Here is a 17,749-nt window from a genome sequence, read left to right on the forward strand (position 1 = left end):
CGGTATGTAACCCGCACAAATGTAGTACAGAACGAGCGCATAGGCAGTAAGGAAGAACAGCGCATAGACGGTGTTGCTTATCGTTGTTCCGAATACGATCGGAAACGTCCGCCGGCCGACATTTGAATCCGCATTGATATCCGGATACTGGTTCAGCAACAACAGGTTGTTCAGCAGAAAAAAGGGTACCAGCGAGACCAGCCAAGGCAGCCGCGAATACTCACCGGTCATCGTCACATGTGAGCCCACCACCATCAGCACGCCAAACCCCAGCCCCGGTGCGATCAGACATAGAAACGGCGCGCGATTGATCCAATGGGTATAAGTCAGCACCAACACCACACCGACAAAACCGATCGGGAGGAGGAGTAGTCCGCGTTCATGCACCAAATATGCGCCGATGGCCATGGTTGCCGATAATGCGATTAAGCCAGTGACCCGCGAGAGCGCGAGCGCGTCCGGGTTGCGCGGCAGCGCGCCACTGCCGCCACTGAATGGTGTCCGTATCGTTGTTAGATCCAGTCCGCTTTTAAAATCGTGGTATTCATTGAGCGTATTGACGCTGATGTGCGCCAGAACCGCGCCAGTGAAAACCAAAACCGCCAAATGCACATCCACCGCTGCTTGTTGTTGTAGAGCGGTGCTGAAGCCCAACAACACACACACCGGACTGAGAATCAGAAACGACGGGCGAGTCGTCTTTAGTACTGTTTTGAGGGAAGTTAGGTTCACATGTTTTCGCTCGATGTGGGTGAAACGGCATAATCACCGAACGCAATGGGATCGAGTCTAACCGGCAATTGCTCGCGGATAGATGAATTCTCACAGTGTCCTGTCGCGTTGCTCAGATATTGAATTTACAACCAATAGTTTGTCTCATGAAGATTGTCGGACTCGTAAAGGTCACCGATAGCCTTTCGGTTTCGATTCGTCGCGGGCGCCCGGTGCATGGAGGAGGGGCGCGCCGGAGACGAACAGACAAACATAAGCGATAAAGGGATGAGAACGTGTTGAACTTGCTGTTCTGGGTGGCGGTCCTGATTCCCGCGGCCTTCATGTTGTATATGTTCGGTTTTATGGTCTGGGTGGAAACACAAACGCGGGGGGATGGTTACTTTGCAAGGCCGCTGGCGGAGCGAGCCCGTTTCGTTGCGTTGTTGCAAAAACACGCCGCGCTGATCCGGCCGGTTTTCGAGATGCTGGCCAAGGTCAAACGACTACGAAAATTGCCGTCGATCCGCTACGAAGGTGTGACGGGTCCGGCGATGATGTGCAGCAAAAAATCCTACGCTGCCACCAAGAACTACCCGCCCCGCCCCGAAGATATCTTTATCGCCACCCAAATGAAGTGTGGCACGACCTGGATGCAGCAAATTGTCTTTGAAGTGCTTTGTCGGGGAGAGGGTGATCTTTCCGATCGCGGCTATCGGCATATGTACGCGCTGAGCCCCTGGATCGAGACCAGCCCAACCTCCAGCGTGTCCATGGAGCGCGCTCCCTTGGTGGGCAATCCCGGGCGTCGAATCATCAAGACCCATATGCCGGCGAAACTTACACCCTACAGCGAGGTGGCGAAGTACATTTACGTGACTCGCCATCCCGTGAGTTGTTTTGCCAGTTGTGTGGATTTTATTCACTTCCTGGGCGGACCGATGGTACCGACGCGCGAAGACCTGCTGGATTGGTATTGCAGTGACGATATGTGGTGGACTTCCTGGCCTGACCATGTGGAGGGTTGGTGGCAGCGCAGCCAAGCGCACAGCAATGTGCTGTTTGTCCATTATGAGGCCTTGAAAACAGACTTGCCCGGCATGGTCCGCAAAATCGCCGGGTTTTTAGACACCCCCTTGTCCGACGAACAGCTGCAGAAGGTGGTATTTAAATCCGGTTTCGAATACATGCGCGAGCATGAGTACTATTTTGAAATGTTCTCTCCCAACCTATTCAGCGTGTCGAAAAAAGACATTCGGTTTATGCAATCGGGCGCGCTAGAACGTCACAAGGATACCGAGTCTGCCGAACGCGAGCGCATCAATGCGTTCTGCCGAGAACGCATGGCCCATGCCGCTTATCCGCTGGCGAAGTTCTATCCGGATGTTTGTGCCAACGAGCCGGAGCGTATCGCCGCGGCAGGCCGCTGAAACGCGTGTTGTGTTGATTGCGTATTGCCCCCTGGCCGCGACTGGGCGGCCTAGGGTGGCGCGAACCGGGGCGCTGGATGAAATCAGCCTGTGTTCTGAAGTCCCTGGGCGATGGCGTTAATGGTGTTGAGCAGGCTGTGAAAGATCTCGTCGTCTTCGCGGTCCCCTTCGCGCCAGCGGTTCAGCAGTTCCACTTGGTGCAAACTCACCGGATCCAGATAGGGATTGCGGATGCGCAAAGAACGCTGCAGCGTCGGGTCGGAATCCAGCAGGGCCTTCATTCGTTTGAGTTTGAGCAGCCAGTGGACGGTCCGTTCGAATTCTTCACGAACAGTATCGAACAGATGGCGGGCTTCTTCCGGTACCAAGTCCGCGTAGCGTTTGGCGATGGCCATGTCGGCTTTTACCAACACCATCTCCGCATCATCGAGCATGTTGCTGAAAAACGGCCAAGTGTGGGCCAGTTCAGTGACCTGCTTTTCGCCAACCAGACTTACAGCCGCTTCCAGGCCGGAACCCAATCCATACCAACCGGTGAGCAGATGCCGGCTTTGAGACCATGAGAACACCCACGGAATTGCTCGCAGGTCCTGAATACCCCGCTGTGCACGCCGGGAGACAGGGCGGGAGCCGATCTGCATGCGTTCGATCACGTCTATCGGCGTGGCATGGCGAAAATATGTGAGAAAATCCGGGTGTTCGTAGACCAGGGCACGGTAAGTGCGGCGACTGACCGCAGCGATTTCGCCCATCACCCGCGCCTGTTCCTCACTGTCCGGTTCCCGGGGTAGGCCGGTTGCCAGCGCCACGGCACTGACGGTTTGTTCCATCGTGCGGCTGGCAATACCCCTAAGGCCGTACTTTTCGTTGATCATCTCGCCCTGTTCGGTGACCCTCAGTCGTCCCCGCACCGCCCCGGGCGGAGAGGCCAGTACCGCCCGGTGGGTTTTACCGCCACCCCGGCTCACGGTGCCGCCGCGCCCGTGGAACAGCGTGAGATCCACACCATGGCGCTCGGCGGTTTCCACCAAAGTACGTTGCGCTTGCTGCACATGCCAGCGGGAGGCGGCGAATCCGCCGTCCTTATTGCTGTCGGAATAGCCGAGCATGACGATCTGGCGGTTGTTCCGGCTGGCCAGGTGGGCTTTGTATGTGGGGTTGCTGAGCAAGCGATCGAGAATCGCCGGTCCATTACGCAGGTCTTCAATGGTCTCGAACAGCGGCGCCACGTCCAGCGGGACGTTGTCGCTGTCATCCACCAATCCGGACCACCGCGCCAGCAGTAGCACGGTCAGCACATCATCCTCGGCATGGGTCATACTGATGATGTAGGCGCCGATGGCGTGGGCGCCGTATACGCGCCGGATCTCGGACAGGCAACGGAAGACTGCCAATGCGCTTTGCAGTTCGGGCTCGTCCGGAATCAGGGGTATCGCGGTTTCGGCGATGGCAGCTTCAATTTGAGCGCTACGCTCGGCGGACGGGCGTTCCAGCCAGTCGCCTACGCCGATCCAGGCGCCGAGGATACGCCGATGAACCAATGCATCCTGACGAACGTCCAGCGTGGCCAAGTGAAAACCGAAGGTCTCCGCTCGCCGCAATAGCCTCTGCACGAGGAATCGGCCGGCGTGATCGCCTTTGTTCTCATGCAAACTTTGGGAGATCAGCCGGAGGTCGTCGATGAATTCCCCCGCCTGCGGGTAGGGGAACGATCCGCCGTCGCGCGCTTGCTCCACGCGGGCGTCCATCAGCATGAGCATGATCCGATAGGGCATATCGCGATGGCGCACTGGGACGCTGGCGAGCTTTTCCGGTAATCTGCGGCCGTAGTGTTCGATACGTTGCATCAACGCTTCGCTGACGCCGATACGAGAGGCCGACTGGCTCAGCTCCCGGTAGAGGTTCGACAGTTCACGGCGATAGATGGCCAGGATCTGCCGGCGCTGCTGCGACAAGGTCGCTTTGATGGTATCGGCTGTCACGTTGGGGTTGCCGTCCATATCCCCGCCGACCCAGGAGGCAAAACGAAGTATGTTCGGTGCGTGGTACTCGGCCGCCTGGTCGCCATAGGCGCTGCGGACCGATGCTTCGAGTTCTTCGTAGAAGGCCGGAATCACGCGGTAGATCACGTCGGTGACATAAAACAGGACATGTTCCAATTCGTCGCCGACCGTGGGGCGGATGTGAGGCTCGGTCTCCGTCTGCCAGGCCGCGGTCATGTGCATGCGGATACTCTGGAGGATGGATTCGTGTTCTCGCGGGGTTAGCGACGGGTTGATGCCTTCCACCAAGCGGCGCGCAATCCACTGTTGTTTCTGCAGCAGGGTGCGGCGGCGGGCTTCCGTGGGGTGCGCGGTGAAGACCGTTTCGACCGCCATGGAGGAGAGCAAGGCGTCAACGCGTTCCAACGACCATCCGGTTTCCTTCAACCGCATAATCGCTTCCAGCAGACTGTCCGGCTGATGTGAGGTGGCTTGGCGCGCGTAATAACGCCGCCGACGCAGACGATGGACTTTTTCCGCCATATTGACGGTTTGAAAGTACGCCGAGAAGGCGTAGACAAATGCCAGCGACGCCTCATTCGGAATCTCCCGAATCAGGATGTCCAGAGCGTTTTCGGCTTCCCTGTCACCGTCGCGACGCCGAACCGCCAGCGCTCGGCTTTGATTGACCTGTTCCAGCAGAACGGGCCCTGATTGTTCCAGGAGAACTTGTTCGAGCACGTGGGTGACCGTCTCGATGTCATCCATCAAGCCTTGATCTTTATCCGTTGGCGAGGTGTCGATCTGACCCATGGGACCTCCAGGGTAGAAAGGGCGCGACAGTCGTATGACCTAATTGAAAGCGAGGAGTTGGTCGACGCGAGTGACTTGAGCCAGTGCCGTCATTTGCGCTGGAACACCGACGAACCGGAGAGTGACTTGTCGATCCCGAGCGAGCCTTAGCCATTCGATTAGCAACGCCAAGCCCGCGCTGTCGCTGTGGCTCACTTTTGACAAGTCCAGCACCAATTCGCTGGAGGCCGAAGGAAAAACGTCGACTAACGCTTCTATGGCACTAGGAACCGTCGCGAAAGTCAACTCGCCCCGGACATGAACGGCTTCTTTTTGGGGTTCCAGCACGATCGGTGAGCTGCTGCCGTCGGCGGAATCAGCTCGTTTCACGGTTCAGCTCGATGGGCTCGCTCTGGGTCTTGAGCTTTTCAATCAGTGCTTGGACACCTCGCTGGGGGTCGGTATGTTTGCGAATTTCGTTGGCGAAGGTGTTGCGATAATTGGTGACGATACTGATGCGTTCCACACTGACGTCGAACACTTTCCACTCGCCTGCCTTGGTCTTGTACACACGATATTCCACCGGAATGGGTTCGCCTTGGGTGGGCACGATTTCGGTACGGACGCGGGCATCCGGCCGGCTGGGGTCGTTACGCGTGGGCAAGTATCGAATCTGCTGGTCTTCATAGGTCAGCAGCGCTTCGGCGTAAGTGCGCATCAACATTTCCCGAAACTCAACCATAAATGCCTCGCGCTGCACGGGCGTGGCGGCACGCCAGTACTTTCCGAGCACTAATTGGGAGACATAGACGAAGTCCACGTGAGGCAGAATGCCCTGCATGATTAACGCCCGGAGTTTTTCAGGATCGGACTGGAGTTGGGCGCGTTGCGTGCTGATCTGTTCCACAATGTCGTCGACGACCACGCGCATGAATTCTGTTGGTTCATCGTATTGCGCCATGGAGGCGGGTGCCGTAAAGGCCCACATGACCATGGCGGCAAACAAGTGTCGGCGCATCACATTATCTCCTTATCCATTTTCGTTGTTTTGTCGGATGAGTGTTTGCGTTCAATCGGAGTCAAGCCGTGTGACGAATTGCCCGATGAGATTTTCCAGCACCAAGGCCGATTGGGTAAAGCGAATTTCGTCGCCATCGGCCAGCGAAGTTAACGAGCCGCCCGGGGTAATGCCGATGTATTGCTCGCCCAACAAACCGGAAGTGAGAATGCTGGCATCGCTGTCTTCCGGAAGGTTGTTGTAGCGCTCGTAGATTTCCATCGTCACTTCCGCTTCGAATGTCGTGGTGTCGATCTGTATGTCCGTGACTCGGCCAATACGGACACCTGCCATGCTCACGGGGGCGCGGGGTCGCAGGCTGCCGACATCTTGGAATCGGGCGGTGACGCGATAGTTCGGCTCGGTGTTGAATCCATTGACGGTGCTCACTTGCAACGTTAACAGAAACAGGGCCGCCAATCCGAGGCAGACGAACAGACCCACGATGAGTTCCAGTAAGCGCGTCTGCGTCATGTCATTCTCCAGTGAACATAAGTCCGGTAAGGATAAAATCCAAGCCCAATACAGCCAGGGAGGAAACCACAACGGTATTGGTCGTGGCCCGACTCACGCCTTCTGAGGTGGGTACCGCGTGATAACCCTGGAAGACGGCGATCCAACTAACCACCACGCCAAACACCAGGCTTTTGATGACCCCGTTCATCACGTCGTCCTCGAAAGTGGCGGCATTTTCGATTTGTCCCCAGTAGGCTCCGGCGTCGACACCCAACAGCGAGACCCCCACCAAGTATCCGCCCAATATGCCCAGCGAGGTAAAGATGGCCGAGAGCAGTGGAAGTGCGATAAAGCCACCCATGAAACGGGGAGCCACCACTCGGCGAATGGGGTCCACAGCCATCATTTCCATGGCTGAGAGCTGATCCGTGGCGCGCATCAGACCAATTTCCGCCGCCAGCGCCGAACCGGCCCGGCCGGCGAATAGCAGAGCGGTGACGACCGGCCCAAGCTCGCGCATAAGCGATAGCGCGACGATGACGCCCAGCGACTCTTCCGCTCCGAACGAGGTCAGGGTGTTATAGCCCTGCAGGCCCAACACCATGCCGACAAAGATGCCGGAGACGATAATAATCGTCAGCGACAATACACCGACGGAATAAACCTGCTGGACAACCAGCCAGGGACGCAGTGTGAGTGACGGCACACCGGCCAGAATTCGAAATAAAAACAACAGGCCGCGGCCAAGGCCGGCCACCAGGTCCATCACGACCAACACAGGATTGGTGGGTTGCGTCATCCGCGACTACCCCGGAAGAGATCGTCCATATAATCTGCAGCCGGATAGTGAAAAGGGACTGGGCCGTCGTCCAGACCGTGCATGAACTGTCGGACCCATTCGGCATTGCTTGCCAGGAGGGCTTCCGGTGTTCCTTCGCCCATGACCTTACCCTCGGAAATCAGGTAGCAATAGTCCGCGATCGACGTGACCTCTTTGATATCGTGCGTGACCACGATTGAGGTGAGTCCCAAAACGTCATTCAACAGCCGCAGCAGGCGAACGATCACCCCCATGGAGATCGGATCCAATCCCACGAAAGGTTCGTCGTACATGATCATGTCCGGGTCGAGGGCAATCGCGCGGGCCAAGGCTACGCGGCGCGCCATACCTCCGGATAATTCTTCCGGCATCAAATCACGGGCACCGCGCAAGCCCACCAGTTCAAGCTTCATCAACACCAGATCGCGAACCATGGATTCGGGCAGCCGGGTATGCTCGCGCAGTGGAAATGCCACGTTTTCAAACACGTTGTAGTCCGTGAGCAAGGCGCCGGTTTGAAACAACATGCCCATACGCCGCCGCAAGGCATAAAGTCCGCTACGCGAGAGCTTGGGTACTTCCTGTGCGTCGACTTGAATGCTGCCGCGATCGGGCAAAAGCTGGCCGCTCAACAGCCGAAGCAGCGTGGTTTTGCCCGTGCCGCTGGGGCCCAGGATGGCGGTGATACCGCCCCGCCGAATGTTGATATCGATACCATCGAAAATGACTCGGCGGCCGCGCCGAAAGCTCATGTCGCGGATGGTTGCAATGAAGTCCGAATCGGACATGCCGCATTCCCTGTGCATGGCGTGAGTCGCGAGACCGTTCACCAGAACCTGCTAAAGCTCGGATGCCTATAAACCCGTGCCGGGTCTCCCGACCGCCCCTTGATAAAACGCGGCCCGCCGAAAATCGCGGGCCCATGCAAACGGAGACTTTTACCATAGCTGGAATACGCGCGCCAATGGACGGTAGCACAACCGAAGCCCTTTTCAGGCGATTACGGCGGCGCTTTTAATCATGGCGAAGACGGTAGCGCCCGGCCTCAAGGCCAACTCGGCAACGGATCGTTTGGTGAGTCGTGCCAGCAAGGTGTTGCCGCCGGTATTCACCGTGACCAACGCATGGGCGGGGGATTCGTGTTTAATCGCCTTAACCGTGGCGTGGAATACATTCAAGATGCTGCTTTGCTCGGGACGTTGCAAACTCACGCTGACGTCGCTGGCCAGAATTCTGATCCGCACCGGTTTGTCGGAATTGTCTTGGGGGTGTGCGATCCAGAATTCCACGGTGCCGATCCTAACTGCGGTTAGGGCGAAAGCAGCGTCGTGTCGGCTGATGCGACCTTCCAGAATGACGCCTGCTTCGGGGCCGGTTGCCAGTGGCGTATCAGTGGCCGAAGCCAGCTCGGCAAGGGCGCCCTCGTGCGTGACCCGACCCTGATCCATCAGGATCATGTAATCGGCCAGTTGCACCACCTCGTCCAGCTCGTGGCTGACGTAGACCATAGGGATGGCGAAGCGGCGCTGGATCGCTCTTAGGAAAGGGAGGATTTCCGCTCGGGCATCGTTGTCCAATCCGGCCAGTGGTTCGTCCAGCAACAGCAGGCGAGGACTGCTCACCAAGGCCCGTGCGAGGGCCGCGCGTTGAGCCTGTCCGCCGGAAAGGGCGATGCTTCGGCGCGACAGCAACGGGCCAAGTTTCAAGAACTCGATAACCTCGTCGGGAGCAATACGGGCAACCCCGGGCGGAATTCGCTTCTGGGCATAGTTCAAGTTGCCTTGGACGGTGAGGTGAGGGAACAGCAGGGCATCCTGAAACACCAATCCGATCCGCCGTTCGTGTGTGGGCGTAAGGCGCTTGCCGGTTGGGGGCATCCAAATTTCACCGCCAAACCGCAATTCCCCGCGAGCCTCGGTCTCCAGGCCAGCGAGGATTCGTAGCAAGGTGGTTTTTCCACATCCGCTGGGGCCGAACAAGGCCGTGATGCCGTAACCCGGAAGGCGAAATCGCGCGTCGAGGCTAAAACCCGGTCGGTTCAATTGAACCCGGGCCTCGATGGGAGTCGTCAATTCGGCCACGGCGTGCGGTTCTTTCCCAGATAAACAAGAAAAAGAATGGCAAACGATACGCCCAGTAGCACGGCCGAGAGCCGGTGAGCGCTGCCATACTCCAAAGCCTCCACGTGATTGTAGATGGCGACAGAGGCGACCTCGGTCACACCCGGAATGTTTCCGCCCAGCATGAGCACAACGCCGAATTCGCCCAGGGTATGGGCGAAGCCTAAGGTGATGGCGACCACAAAGCCGCGTGCGGCGAGCGGGACAGAAACCGTAAAAAACCGGTCGACCGGGCCGGCCCCCAGGGTGGCGGCGGCCTCCAGGAAACGTTCACCTGATGTGGCCAGCGCGTGTTGCAGGGGTTGCACGACGAAAGGGAGCGAATACACCACCGAACCGATCACCAGTCCGGTGAAACTGAATGCCAAAGGAGCGCCGGTAAAATGTACAGACCACCGGCCCACGGGACCTTGTGCGCCCAGCAGCAAGAGGAGATAAAAGCCCAGCACGGTGGGGGGTAAAACCAGGGGGAGGGCGACGAAGGTTTCCACCACCGGTTTGAGTGGGGATCGACTTTTGGTCAACCAAACTGCCAGCGGGGTACCGATCAGCAGCAATACCAGCGTGCTGACGGTTGCCAACTTCAATGTGAGCCACAAAGCCTGCAGATCAACGGACGACATAGCCATTCCCGCCGTGGGGTACTCGCTCGTGATCGGAGCTGATACCGGGTAAATCGTAGCCCGCCGTCGCGATCAGTTGCTGGGTCTCAGTGGTTTGGAGATAGCGGAGAAACTGCGCCGCCGCTTCGGGTGCGCCGGCTAGCAGAACAGCCTGTTGCAGGATCGGTCGGTACAGCTTCCCAGGTACGGTCCAGTAGTAACCCGGGATGGTAGGGCCTCGATTTTTGATCTGACTGAGTCCTACAAATCCCAGATCCGCTTGTCGGGTTTGAAGTTGTGCGAAGGTATGGGCCAGTGTGGCCCCCGTGAGGACGCGCGCGCTAAGCGCGGGCCAAAGCCCCACCGACGTCAGAACCTGCTGGGCGGCAGCGCCATATGGCTCGAGAGCCGGGTTCCCCATGGCCAAGTAATCGAACGCCCTTTGTTGCAGCGTTTCCAGAGGGTCATTGAGTCGGTTCGGATAAGGTTGCCAGAGAACGAGGCGTCCCACAGCGTAGCTTGTGCGGCTGCCAGGCACAGCGAGTCCGGCGGATTCCAGCGCTCGCGGGTGCGTGCTATCGGCAGCGAGGAACACATGGTGATTGGCACCGTTCATGATGGCCGCGTGTAATTCCCCCGTGCTTCCGATCGCGATGCGTATCTGGTGTGCAGTCGCACCTTCGAACGCTCTTTTGATTTGAAACAACACGGGAACGAAGTCCGTCGAGCACGCGACGTTGACGATTTCTGCTCGGGCCGGCGCGCAAATGAACAGCAGCGATACCAAACTGATGAACATCCATGTTCTTAGCCGTTTGGCTCGACTCATCCGCGCCCCTGCGTTTTTCAATCCGTCGGCTTGATCAAGAATTCCAGTAGCGCTTTTTGGGCGTGTAGGCGATTCTCGGCTTCATCCCACACGACGCTTTGGGGCCCGTCGATCACATCGCCGGTGACCTCTTCCCCGCGATGAGCCGGTAGGCAGTGCATGAAGACGGCATCGGACGCCGCCAGCGACATGATCTCTGCATTCACCTGGTAGGTACCGAAGATCTTGGCACGTTCAGCTTTCTCGGACTCTTGGCCCATGCTTGCCCACACATCCGTCACCACCAGGTCCGCGCCTTCAGCGGCTGCCCTCGGGTCCACGGTGATTTCCACGTCGGCCTGCGCTTTTCCCATCAAATCGGCGTCCGGTTCATAGCCGGCGGGGCATGCGATCCGAAGGCTAAAGCCGAAACGGGCCGCCGCATTAACGTAGGACTGACACACGTTGTTGCCGTCGCCCAGCCAAGCCACGGTGCGGCCCCGAATGCTGCCTCGGCGCTCTTCGTAGGCCATGACGTCGGCCAACAACTGACAAGGATGGCATAACTCGGTCAGCGCATTAATGACCGGAACCCGGCTGTGCTGCGCGAACGTTTCAACCATGGCGTGCTCGTTGGCTCGAATCATCACGCAGTCGACCATACTGGACAGCACCCGAGCGGTGTCCTCAATGGGTTCTCCCCGGCCCAATTGCATATCCCGAGGCGCAAGAAACAGTGCGGTACCGCCCAGTTGGGCCATGCCGGCTTCAAACGAAACCCGCGTTCGCGTCGACGCTTTCTCGAAAATCATGGCCAAGGTGCGTTGCTTCAACGGGGCGTAAATCTCCCCTTTGCGATGGATGGCCTTGAGCGCATGTCCCCGATCGATCAGATGACGCAGTTCATCTGCCGTGAAGTCAAGCAGGGTGAGTAGGTGGCGGACGGCATTCATTTCGACGCGGCCTTTTGGGATAAAAACCGCTCAACGGTGCGTGTGAGCCGTTGTGTCAGTTCGCTTGCTTCTTCGTCTCGTAATGTCAAAGGGGGTAGCAGCCGTATGACGTTCCCGGCGGTGACGTTGACGAGTAATCGTTCGTCCAAAGCCGATCGCATGATCTCGCTGCAATCGCGGTCGAGCTCAATCCCTAACAACAGGCCCTTGTGCCGATAGTCCCGAACGACGCCTAGCGGATCGAGACAGGTTTTGATTTGGTCCATCAACTGACTGCCCATTCGTGCCGCGCGGCTCGACAGACCTTCCGAGGCGATGGTTTCGACGACCGCCAAACCGACCCGGCTCGCCAGGGGGTTTCCGCCGAAGGTGCTGCCATGATTGCCGGGCTGAAAAACCTCGGCCGCGGAACCCCGCGCCAGACAGGCGCCGATGGGGAATCCGTTACCCAAAGATTTGGCCAGCGTGATGACATCCGGTTCGCTCTGGCCGTGCTGAAAAGCAAACCATCGGCCACTGCGTCCCATGCCGGTTTGGATCTCGTCCAGCATCAGCAGCCAGCTGTGCTGGTCGCAGACTTGGCGCAACTCGTCCAGATAATCCGCGTGGGGTATACGGACCCCGCCTTCGCCCTGAACCGGTTCCACCAACACGGCGACCACTTCGTGGTGGTGTTGCGCGATTTGTCGAACCGCGTCAATGTCGTCGAACGGTACACGGATAAAGCCCGAGACCAGCGGTTCGAAACCGGCCTGCACTTTGCGGTTGCCGGTGGCTGTCAGGGTGGCCATTGTGCGGCCATGAAAAGCGCCTTCCATCACGACGATGTGGGGGTTTTCGACACCGCGGTGGTGGCCGTAGCGCCGCGCCAGTTTAATCGCGGCCTCGTTAGCCTCCGCACCGGAATTACCAAAGAAGACCCGATCCATGCCGCTGATGCTACACAAACGATCGGCCAGTTTTTCCTGCAGTGGGATTTGGTACAGATTGGAGGTATGCATCAGCTTGCTGGCCTGATCAGCCAGTGCCTGCGTTACAGCAGGGTGGCTGTGACCCAGGCCGCAAACCGCGATGCCGCTGAGTGCATCGAGGTAACGGTGACCATCTTCGTCAATCAGCCAAGTCCCTTCACCGTGGCTGAAACTGACGGGCAGTCTGGCGTAAGTACTCATTAGGTGTTCGGTCATATCGGAGAGAATTAAGTTAAACGCGCGAGCTTAAGGCGAATCGAGTAAAAAAATAAAGCGGGGCTGTCCCCAAGGACAGCCCCGACCCTGCGTCAAACCCTTGGCTTAAGACGCTGTGTCGAAATTAGCTTTTGAGATTGCTCGCCACAAAATCCCAGTTTACCAGATTCCAGAACGCTTCCATGTATTTGGGGCGGGCGTTGCGGTAATCGATATAGTAGGCGTGTTCCCAGATATCACAGGTCATCAGCGGAGTTACCGAGGCGTCGGTGAGCGGGGTTTTGGCATCATCGGTTTGAACGATGGCCAAACCGCCGTCGGCCTTTTGAACCAGCCAGCCCCAGCCGGAACCGAAGTTGGCGATGGTTTGCGCGGTGAAATCGCTTTTGAACTGATCGAACGAGCCGAAGCTGCTGACAATTTTTTCTGCCAAAGCGCCACCGGGCTGGCCGCCGCCGTTGGGTGAGAGGCAATTCCAGTAGAAGGTGTGATTCCACACCTGTGCGGCTTGGTTAAAGAGTTTTCCGGTGGCCTTACGAATGATGTCTTCCAGCGACAGGTCGGCGTCTCCGGTACCTTCGATCAGTGAATTGAGGGTGTCCACATAGGTTTTGTGGTGCTTACCATAATGGTATTCCAGCGTTTCCTTGGAGATATGGGGTTCCAAGGCATCCATGGCGTAGGGCAATTCAGGCAATACGTGCGGCATAGAATTTCTCCTTTACGTATTGGATCCAGCGGCAAATTCCTGTTTCCGGACGGTAGGATCCTGAGTGCCATCCAGAGCGGCCTCGACGAGATGCCGACAGCCCAATCTCAACACCACCATGGCAAGCGTAGGCCGAGGTCAGGCAGCGTATGGGCCGCGGCGGATTGCGAGCGATCAGAGGCATTGAATCAGATAACGGTGCGTTTCGCACCCGTGGACAGCGCCCTAAAATAGGCGAGGCAGTCGGAAATATCAACGGGAATTGGACCAATTCTAGCACGGTGGTTAGGACGATGAGTCACAGCATGAGAGCGGAACCGACAGGAATCGAGCTTGCATTGTTCAGCAGCCGAATCGAAGCGGTTTGCGAAGAAATGGGGGCGATACTGCAACGGGCGGCTTTTTCGCCCAACATCCGAGATCGGCTGGATTTTTCCTGCGCTGTTTTCGATGCCAAGGGTGAACTCGCCGCCCAGGCTGCCCATATCCCCGTCCATTTGGGCAGCATGGCCTTTGCCATGAAGCAAGTAGTGGCAAGCTTGGATTGGGCGCCCGGTGACATGGTGATTTTCAACGACCCGTTTCTGGGCGGAACCCATTTGCCCGACGTCACCGTGATTGCGCCGGTTTTTTCCGGAAAACGCTGTCTCGGCTTTGTAGCCAATCGGGCCCACCATGCCGACATCGGCGCCAGTGATCCCGGTTCGATGCCAGTAAGTCGCTCGTTGACTGAAGAAGGATTGCTAATTACACCCAGCCATTTGGTGCGTCGCGGCCGGTTCAACCGTGAACTGATGGGCCGCATTGTGGCCGCGACCGGCAATCCGCTTCAATCCGAAGGGGATTTTGCCGCGCAAATGAGTGCCAACCGCGTCGGCGTGCAGCGCATCCAGGCTCTGGTGGAGGTGATGGGGGCTGACGCCTTCGAGCAGGGACTCACGGCGCTGAACGATTATGCCCAGCGGCTCGCGTCGACCGCCATCGAGGACATTCCGGACGGCACGTATACATTCCAGGATGTTTTGGATGACGATGGTCAGGGCCATTTTGATCTGCCTATTGCGGTGAGCTTGCGCATCCGCGCGGGGCAGGTCGATGTGGATTTCGCCGGCACGGCACCGCAGGTTGCCGGAAACGTCAACTGTCCGTTGTCCGTGACCGCGGCGGCGGTGTTTTACGTGTTTCGCTGTTTGATGCCGCCGCATACCCCCGGCTGCGCCGGGAGCTTTCGGCCCATACGACTGCATGCGCCCAGCGAAACGGTGGTGAACGCTGTCCGCCCTGCGGCGGTGGCGGCCGGTAATGTGGAAACCAGCAGCCGGATTGTGGATGCGGTCATGGGCGCGTTGGCCAAGGCGTTACCGCAGCATATTGCCGCGGCCAGCCAAGGCACCATGAATAACGTGGCGATGGGAGGCCGCGGCCGAATGGCGTGGGACTACTACGAGACCATCGGCGGCGGAATGGGTGCGGGGCCGCGCGGTGGCGGACTGAGCGGCGTGCAAACCCACATGACCAACACCCTCAATACCCCCATCGAAGTGTTGGAGGCGAACCTGCCGCTCCGGGTTCGGCGCTATGCGTTAAGGCGCGGCTCCGGTGGTGCGGGGCGTCGTCCCGGTGGTGATGGATTGATCCGGGAATATGAATTTCTAGCGCCCGCCACGGTCAATTTGTTAACCGAGCGGCGGTGTCATGCGCCTTGGGGGCTGGCTGGCGGCGGGCCCGGACAGCCTGGCGAAAATCGACTGGATGGCGAGCGGCTGTCGGGTAAAACCCGATTGACGGTTCGGGCCGGCCAACGGCTGGTTATCGCCACACCCGGAGGGGGCGCCTGGGGGCGGCCGTGATCGACCGAGTTGATCGCCATGGACGACGACAGGGATGGTCGATCGTAGTAAGATGATCGGTTTCCGAGTTGGTGTTTCCCGGTTCGTGGCGTCATCCGAACGCCCAGACCTGAATTGGAGATTTATAATCCCGTGGACGTGACTGATCGCATCAAAGAGCAGATTTCGAGTCATCCCGTTGTGTTGTTCATGAAAGGCACACCGGATTTTCCCATGTGCGGCTTCTCCAGCCGCGTGACCCAGATTCTTAAGCACTGCGGCGCCGAGTTCGGTTACGTGAACATTCTCGACGATCCGGAAGTGCGGGAAGAGATCAAGCGGTATTCAGACTGGCCGACCTTTCCCCAGTTATACATCAACGGAGAATTGGTGGGTGGCTGCGATATCGCCATGAGCATGTATGAATCCGGCGATTTGCAAAAAATGCTGGCCGAGGCAAACGGCTCGAAATAGTCTTACCGCTACTTCTTAATTACCGTGGCTCGCCGCGACTATCCGTCACGATGGTTGGCGGCGAGCAGGTTTTTCTCGTAGTTGTTCTGAAAACCATTCACGATCTGGCAAAACAGCTCGGCGGTTCGCAGCGCATCGTAGCCTGCCGAGTGCGCCGAGCCCGAATCGAAATCCAAACCTGCAACGCTCGCGGCGCGAGCCAATACGGTCTGGCCGAACGCTACGCCGGCCAGGGTTGCCGTGTCGAAGCACGTAAATGGATGGAAAGGGTTTCGTTTAATCTGCGTGCGCTCCACTGCCGCATTGAGAAAACCCAAGTCGAAATGGGCATTGTGTCCCACCAGGATGGCGCGTTGACAGCCCAGTTCCCGAAGCTCCCGGCGAACTTCAGTGAAAATTCGCCTCAAGGCCTCTCGCTCGGGTAGTGCTGGCCGCAGGGGGTGATCTGGTTTGATGCCGTTCACCGCCAAGGCCGCGCTCTCGATATTGGCGCCCGCGAAGGGGGCTACGTGAAAACTCAGGGTCTCTTTCGGCGTGATCCGGCCTGCTTCATCCATTCGGATCAGCACCGCCGCAATCTCCAGCAGGGCGTCTGTGCCGGCGTTGAAGCCGCCGGTCTCTACGTCGACCACGACCGGGAGAAAACCGCGGAACCGGCCAGCCAGCCCCAATGCCTTTTGTTCTAAATCCATAGTGATTATCAGTGTCTCGGGTACATTGGAACTTTAGACGAGCCGCCAGGAGATAGGTTCGCCTGCGCGTAGCGGAATCAAATCATCATCGCCAAAGGCGTATTTCTCCGGCACAGTCCAAGGATCCTTCCGGAGGATGATCTCATCGCCGTGCGGTTCGAGCCCATAGAATTCCGCGCCGAAGCGGGACGCGAATCCCTCCAGTTTGCCCAGCGCGCCGGCTTGCTCGAACACTTCGGCATACAGTTCGACGGCCGCGTGGGCAGAGTAGATGCCGGCACAGCCGCAAGCCGTTTCTTTGCGATGGCGGCTGTGAGGCGCACTGTCCGTGCCGAGAAAAAACGCCGGATGGCCGCCAGTCGCCGCCCCGACCAGGGCCTGCCGATGGACTTCCCGTTTCAACACCGGCAAACAATACATGTGCGGCCGCAATCCCCCGACGAAGATCGCATTGCGGTTGTAGAGCAGGTGGTGGGGAGTGATGGTGGCACCGACCTTCGGCCAACGTTCCGTTACGAATTGAACAGCATCGGCAGTGGTGATGTGCTCAAAAACCACTTTCAGTCCCGGCAGCTGATCGAGCATTGGCGCCCAGCGTTGTTCGATAAACGCTTTTTCCCGATCGAACACGTCAATGTGCGAATCGGTGACCTCGCCGTGCACCAGCAAGGGGACGCCCGTTTCGGCCATGGTCTCAAGTACGCTGCGGATGCGGTCGATATCGGTGACGCCGGCGTCACTGTTGGTGGTTGCGCCGGCGGGGTAGAGTTTGGCGGCGTAAACATGCTCTGAGCGGGCGGCTTCCCGGATGGTTTCAACCGAGGTGTTGTCCGTCAGGTAAATTGTCATTAACGGTTGGAAATTCGAACCATCCGGCAGCGCGCTCATGATGCGGTCGCGATAAGCCAGCGCCTGCGCGACGGTGGTGACGGGTGGCTGCAGGTTCGGCATGATGATAGCGCGCCCGAAGCGTTGTGCCGTGTGGCCGAGCACCGATCGCATCGGTGCGCCATCGCGAAGATGAAGATGCCAGTCGTCGGGTCGTTTGATGCGAATTTCCATGAGTTTTTCGTCACAAATATGTTGGCCGGTCGGAGTTTGCAGACGGTTCATGCGGTAATCGCCGC

18 protein-coding genes are annotated in these 17,749 nt (G+C 58.3%); 3 read left to right on the top strand and 15 right to left on the bottom strand.

Annotated elements, in window-relative coordinates:
- A partial coding sequence (locus SVU69_11470; protein MDY6943613.1) for a prenyltransferase occupies positions 1 to 732 on the bottom strand: 732 nt, incomplete at its 3' end.
- Between the two features lie 275 nt (positions 733 to 1,007).
- Here SVU69_11470 and SVU69_11475 point away from each other — a divergent pair.
- The gene (locus SVU69_11475) at positions 1,008 to 2,141 is read left to right on the top strand and encodes a sulfotransferase domain-containing protein (protein ID MDY6943614.1); all 1,134 of its coding nucleotides are present in this window, start codon (positions 1,008 to 1,010) and stop codon (positions 2,139 to 2,141) included.
- Positions 2,142 to 2,224: 83 nt separating this feature from the next.
- Here SVU69_11475 and ppc read toward each other — a convergent pair whose 3' ends face one another.
- From ppc to SVU69_11535, 12 genes are all read right to left on the bottom strand, one after another.
- Complete coding sequence (gene ppc, locus SVU69_11480; protein ID MDY6943615.1) at positions 2,225 to 4,936, bottom strand: phosphoenolpyruvate carboxylase; 2,712 nt, start codon at positions 4,934 to 4,936, stop codon at positions 2,225 to 2,227.
- Positions 4,937 to 4,975: 39 nt separating this feature from the next.
- A complete protein-coding gene (locus tag SVU69_11485; protein MDY6943616.1) occupies positions 4,976 to 5,305 on the bottom strand; it encodes an STAS domain-containing protein in 330 nt (109 codons plus the stop codon).
- Positions 5,292 to 5,933, bottom strand: coding sequence for an ABC transporter substrate-binding protein (locus SVU69_11490; protein ID MDY6943617.1), 642 nt, complete (start codon positions 5,931 to 5,933; stop codon positions 5,292 to 5,294). Before SVU69_11490 ends, SVU69_11485 begins: the two co-directional genes overlap by 14 nt.
- A 51-nt stretch (positions 5,934 to 5,984) precedes the next feature.
- Positions 5,985 to 6,446 carry an outer membrane lipid asymmetry maintenance protein MlaD gene (gene mlaD / locus SVU69_11495; protein ID MDY6943618.1) on the bottom strand — a complete coding sequence of 154 codons (462 nt, stop codon included), beginning with the start codon at positions 6,444 to 6,446 and terminating at the stop codon, positions 5,985 to 5,987.
- Position 6,447: 1 nt separating this feature from the next.
- Positions 6,448 to 7,227, bottom strand: a complete 780-nt coding sequence (mlaE, locus tag SVU69_11500; GenBank protein ID MDY6943619.1) for a lipid asymmetry maintenance ABC transporter permease subunit MlaE — start codon at positions 7,225 to 7,227, stop codon at positions 6,448 to 6,450.
- A complete protein-coding gene (locus SVU69_11505; GenBank protein MDY6943620.1) occupies positions 7,224 to 8,036 on the bottom strand; it encodes an ATP-binding cassette domain-containing protein in 813 nt (270 codons plus the stop codon). Before SVU69_11505 ends, mlaE begins: the two co-directional genes overlap by 4 nt.
- A gap of 204 nt (positions 8,037 to 8,240) precedes the next feature.
- A complete protein-coding gene (gene modC, locus SVU69_11510; protein MDY6943621.1) occupies positions 8,241 to 9,329 on the bottom strand; it encodes a molybdenum ABC transporter ATP-binding protein in 1,089 nt (362 codons plus the stop codon).
- Positions 9,317 to 9,991, bottom strand: a complete 675-nt coding sequence (modB, locus tag SVU69_11515; protein ID MDY6943622.1) for a molybdate ABC transporter permease subunit — start codon at positions 9,989 to 9,991, stop codon at positions 9,317 to 9,319. The genes modC and modB overlap by 13 nt, the downstream gene beginning before the upstream one ends.
- On the bottom strand, positions 9,978 to 10,799 hold the full coding sequence (gene modA / locus SVU69_11520; protein ID MDY6943623.1) for a molybdate ABC transporter substrate-binding protein: 822 nt from the start codon (positions 10,797 to 10,799) through the stop codon (positions 9,978 to 9,980). The genes modB and modA overlap by 14 nt, the downstream gene beginning before the upstream one ends.
- A gap of 17 nt (positions 10,800 to 10,816) precedes the next feature.
- Positions 10,817 to 11,731 carry an ornithine carbamoyltransferase gene (gene argF / locus SVU69_11525; GenBank protein MDY6943624.1) on the bottom strand — a complete coding sequence of 305 codons (915 nt, stop codon included), beginning with the start codon at positions 11,729 to 11,731 and terminating at the stop codon, positions 10,817 to 10,819.
- On the bottom strand, positions 11,728 to 12,918 hold the full coding sequence (locus SVU69_11530; protein ID MDY6943625.1) for an aspartate aminotransferase family protein: 1,191 nt from the start codon (positions 12,916 to 12,918) through the stop codon (positions 11,728 to 11,730). The genes argF and SVU69_11530 overlap by 4 nt, the downstream gene beginning before the upstream one ends.
- A gap of 124 nt (positions 12,919 to 13,042) precedes the next feature.
- Positions 13,043 to 13,627: a Fe-Mn family superoxide dismutase gene (locus tag SVU69_11535; GenBank protein MDY6943626.1), complete on the bottom strand. Its 585-nt coding sequence runs from the start codon at positions 13,625 to 13,627 to the stop codon at positions 13,043 to 13,045.
- Between the two features lie 305 nt (positions 13,628 to 13,932).
- Between SVU69_11535 and SVU69_11540 the strand changes: the two genes are divergently transcribed.
- Positions 13,933 to 15,477 carry a hydantoinase B/oxoprolinase family protein gene (locus SVU69_11540; protein MDY6943627.1) on the top strand — a complete coding sequence of 515 codons (1,545 nt, stop codon included), beginning with the start codon at positions 13,933 to 13,935 and terminating at the stop codon, positions 15,475 to 15,477.
- A gap of 132 nt (positions 15,478 to 15,609) precedes the next feature.
- Positions 15,610 to 15,930, top strand: a complete 321-nt coding sequence (grxD, locus tag SVU69_11545; protein ID MDY6943628.1) for a Grx4 family monothiol glutaredoxin — start codon at positions 15,610 to 15,612, stop codon at positions 15,928 to 15,930.
- A gap of 38 nt (positions 15,931 to 15,968) precedes the next feature.
- On the opposite strand, the gene rnt is transcribed toward grxD, so the two are convergent.
- Positions 15,969 to 16,622: a ribonuclease T gene (gene rnt / locus SVU69_11550; protein ID MDY6943629.1), complete on the bottom strand. Its 654-nt coding sequence runs from the start codon at positions 16,620 to 16,622 to the stop codon at positions 15,969 to 15,971.
- A 33-nt stretch (positions 16,623 to 16,655) separates the two neighbouring features.
- Complete coding sequence (gene pyrC / locus SVU69_11555) at positions 16,656 to 17,684, bottom strand: dihydroorotase (GenBank protein ID MDY6943630.1); 1,029 nt, start codon at positions 17,682 to 17,684, stop codon at positions 16,656 to 16,658.
- Between the last annotated feature and the right edge of the window lie 65 nt (positions 17,685 to 17,749).

The sequence above is a fragment of the Pseudomonadota bacterium genome (genome assembly GCA_034189865.1).
GTDB lineage: Bacteria > Pseudomonadota > Gammaproteobacteria > UBA5335 > UBA5335 > JAXHTV01.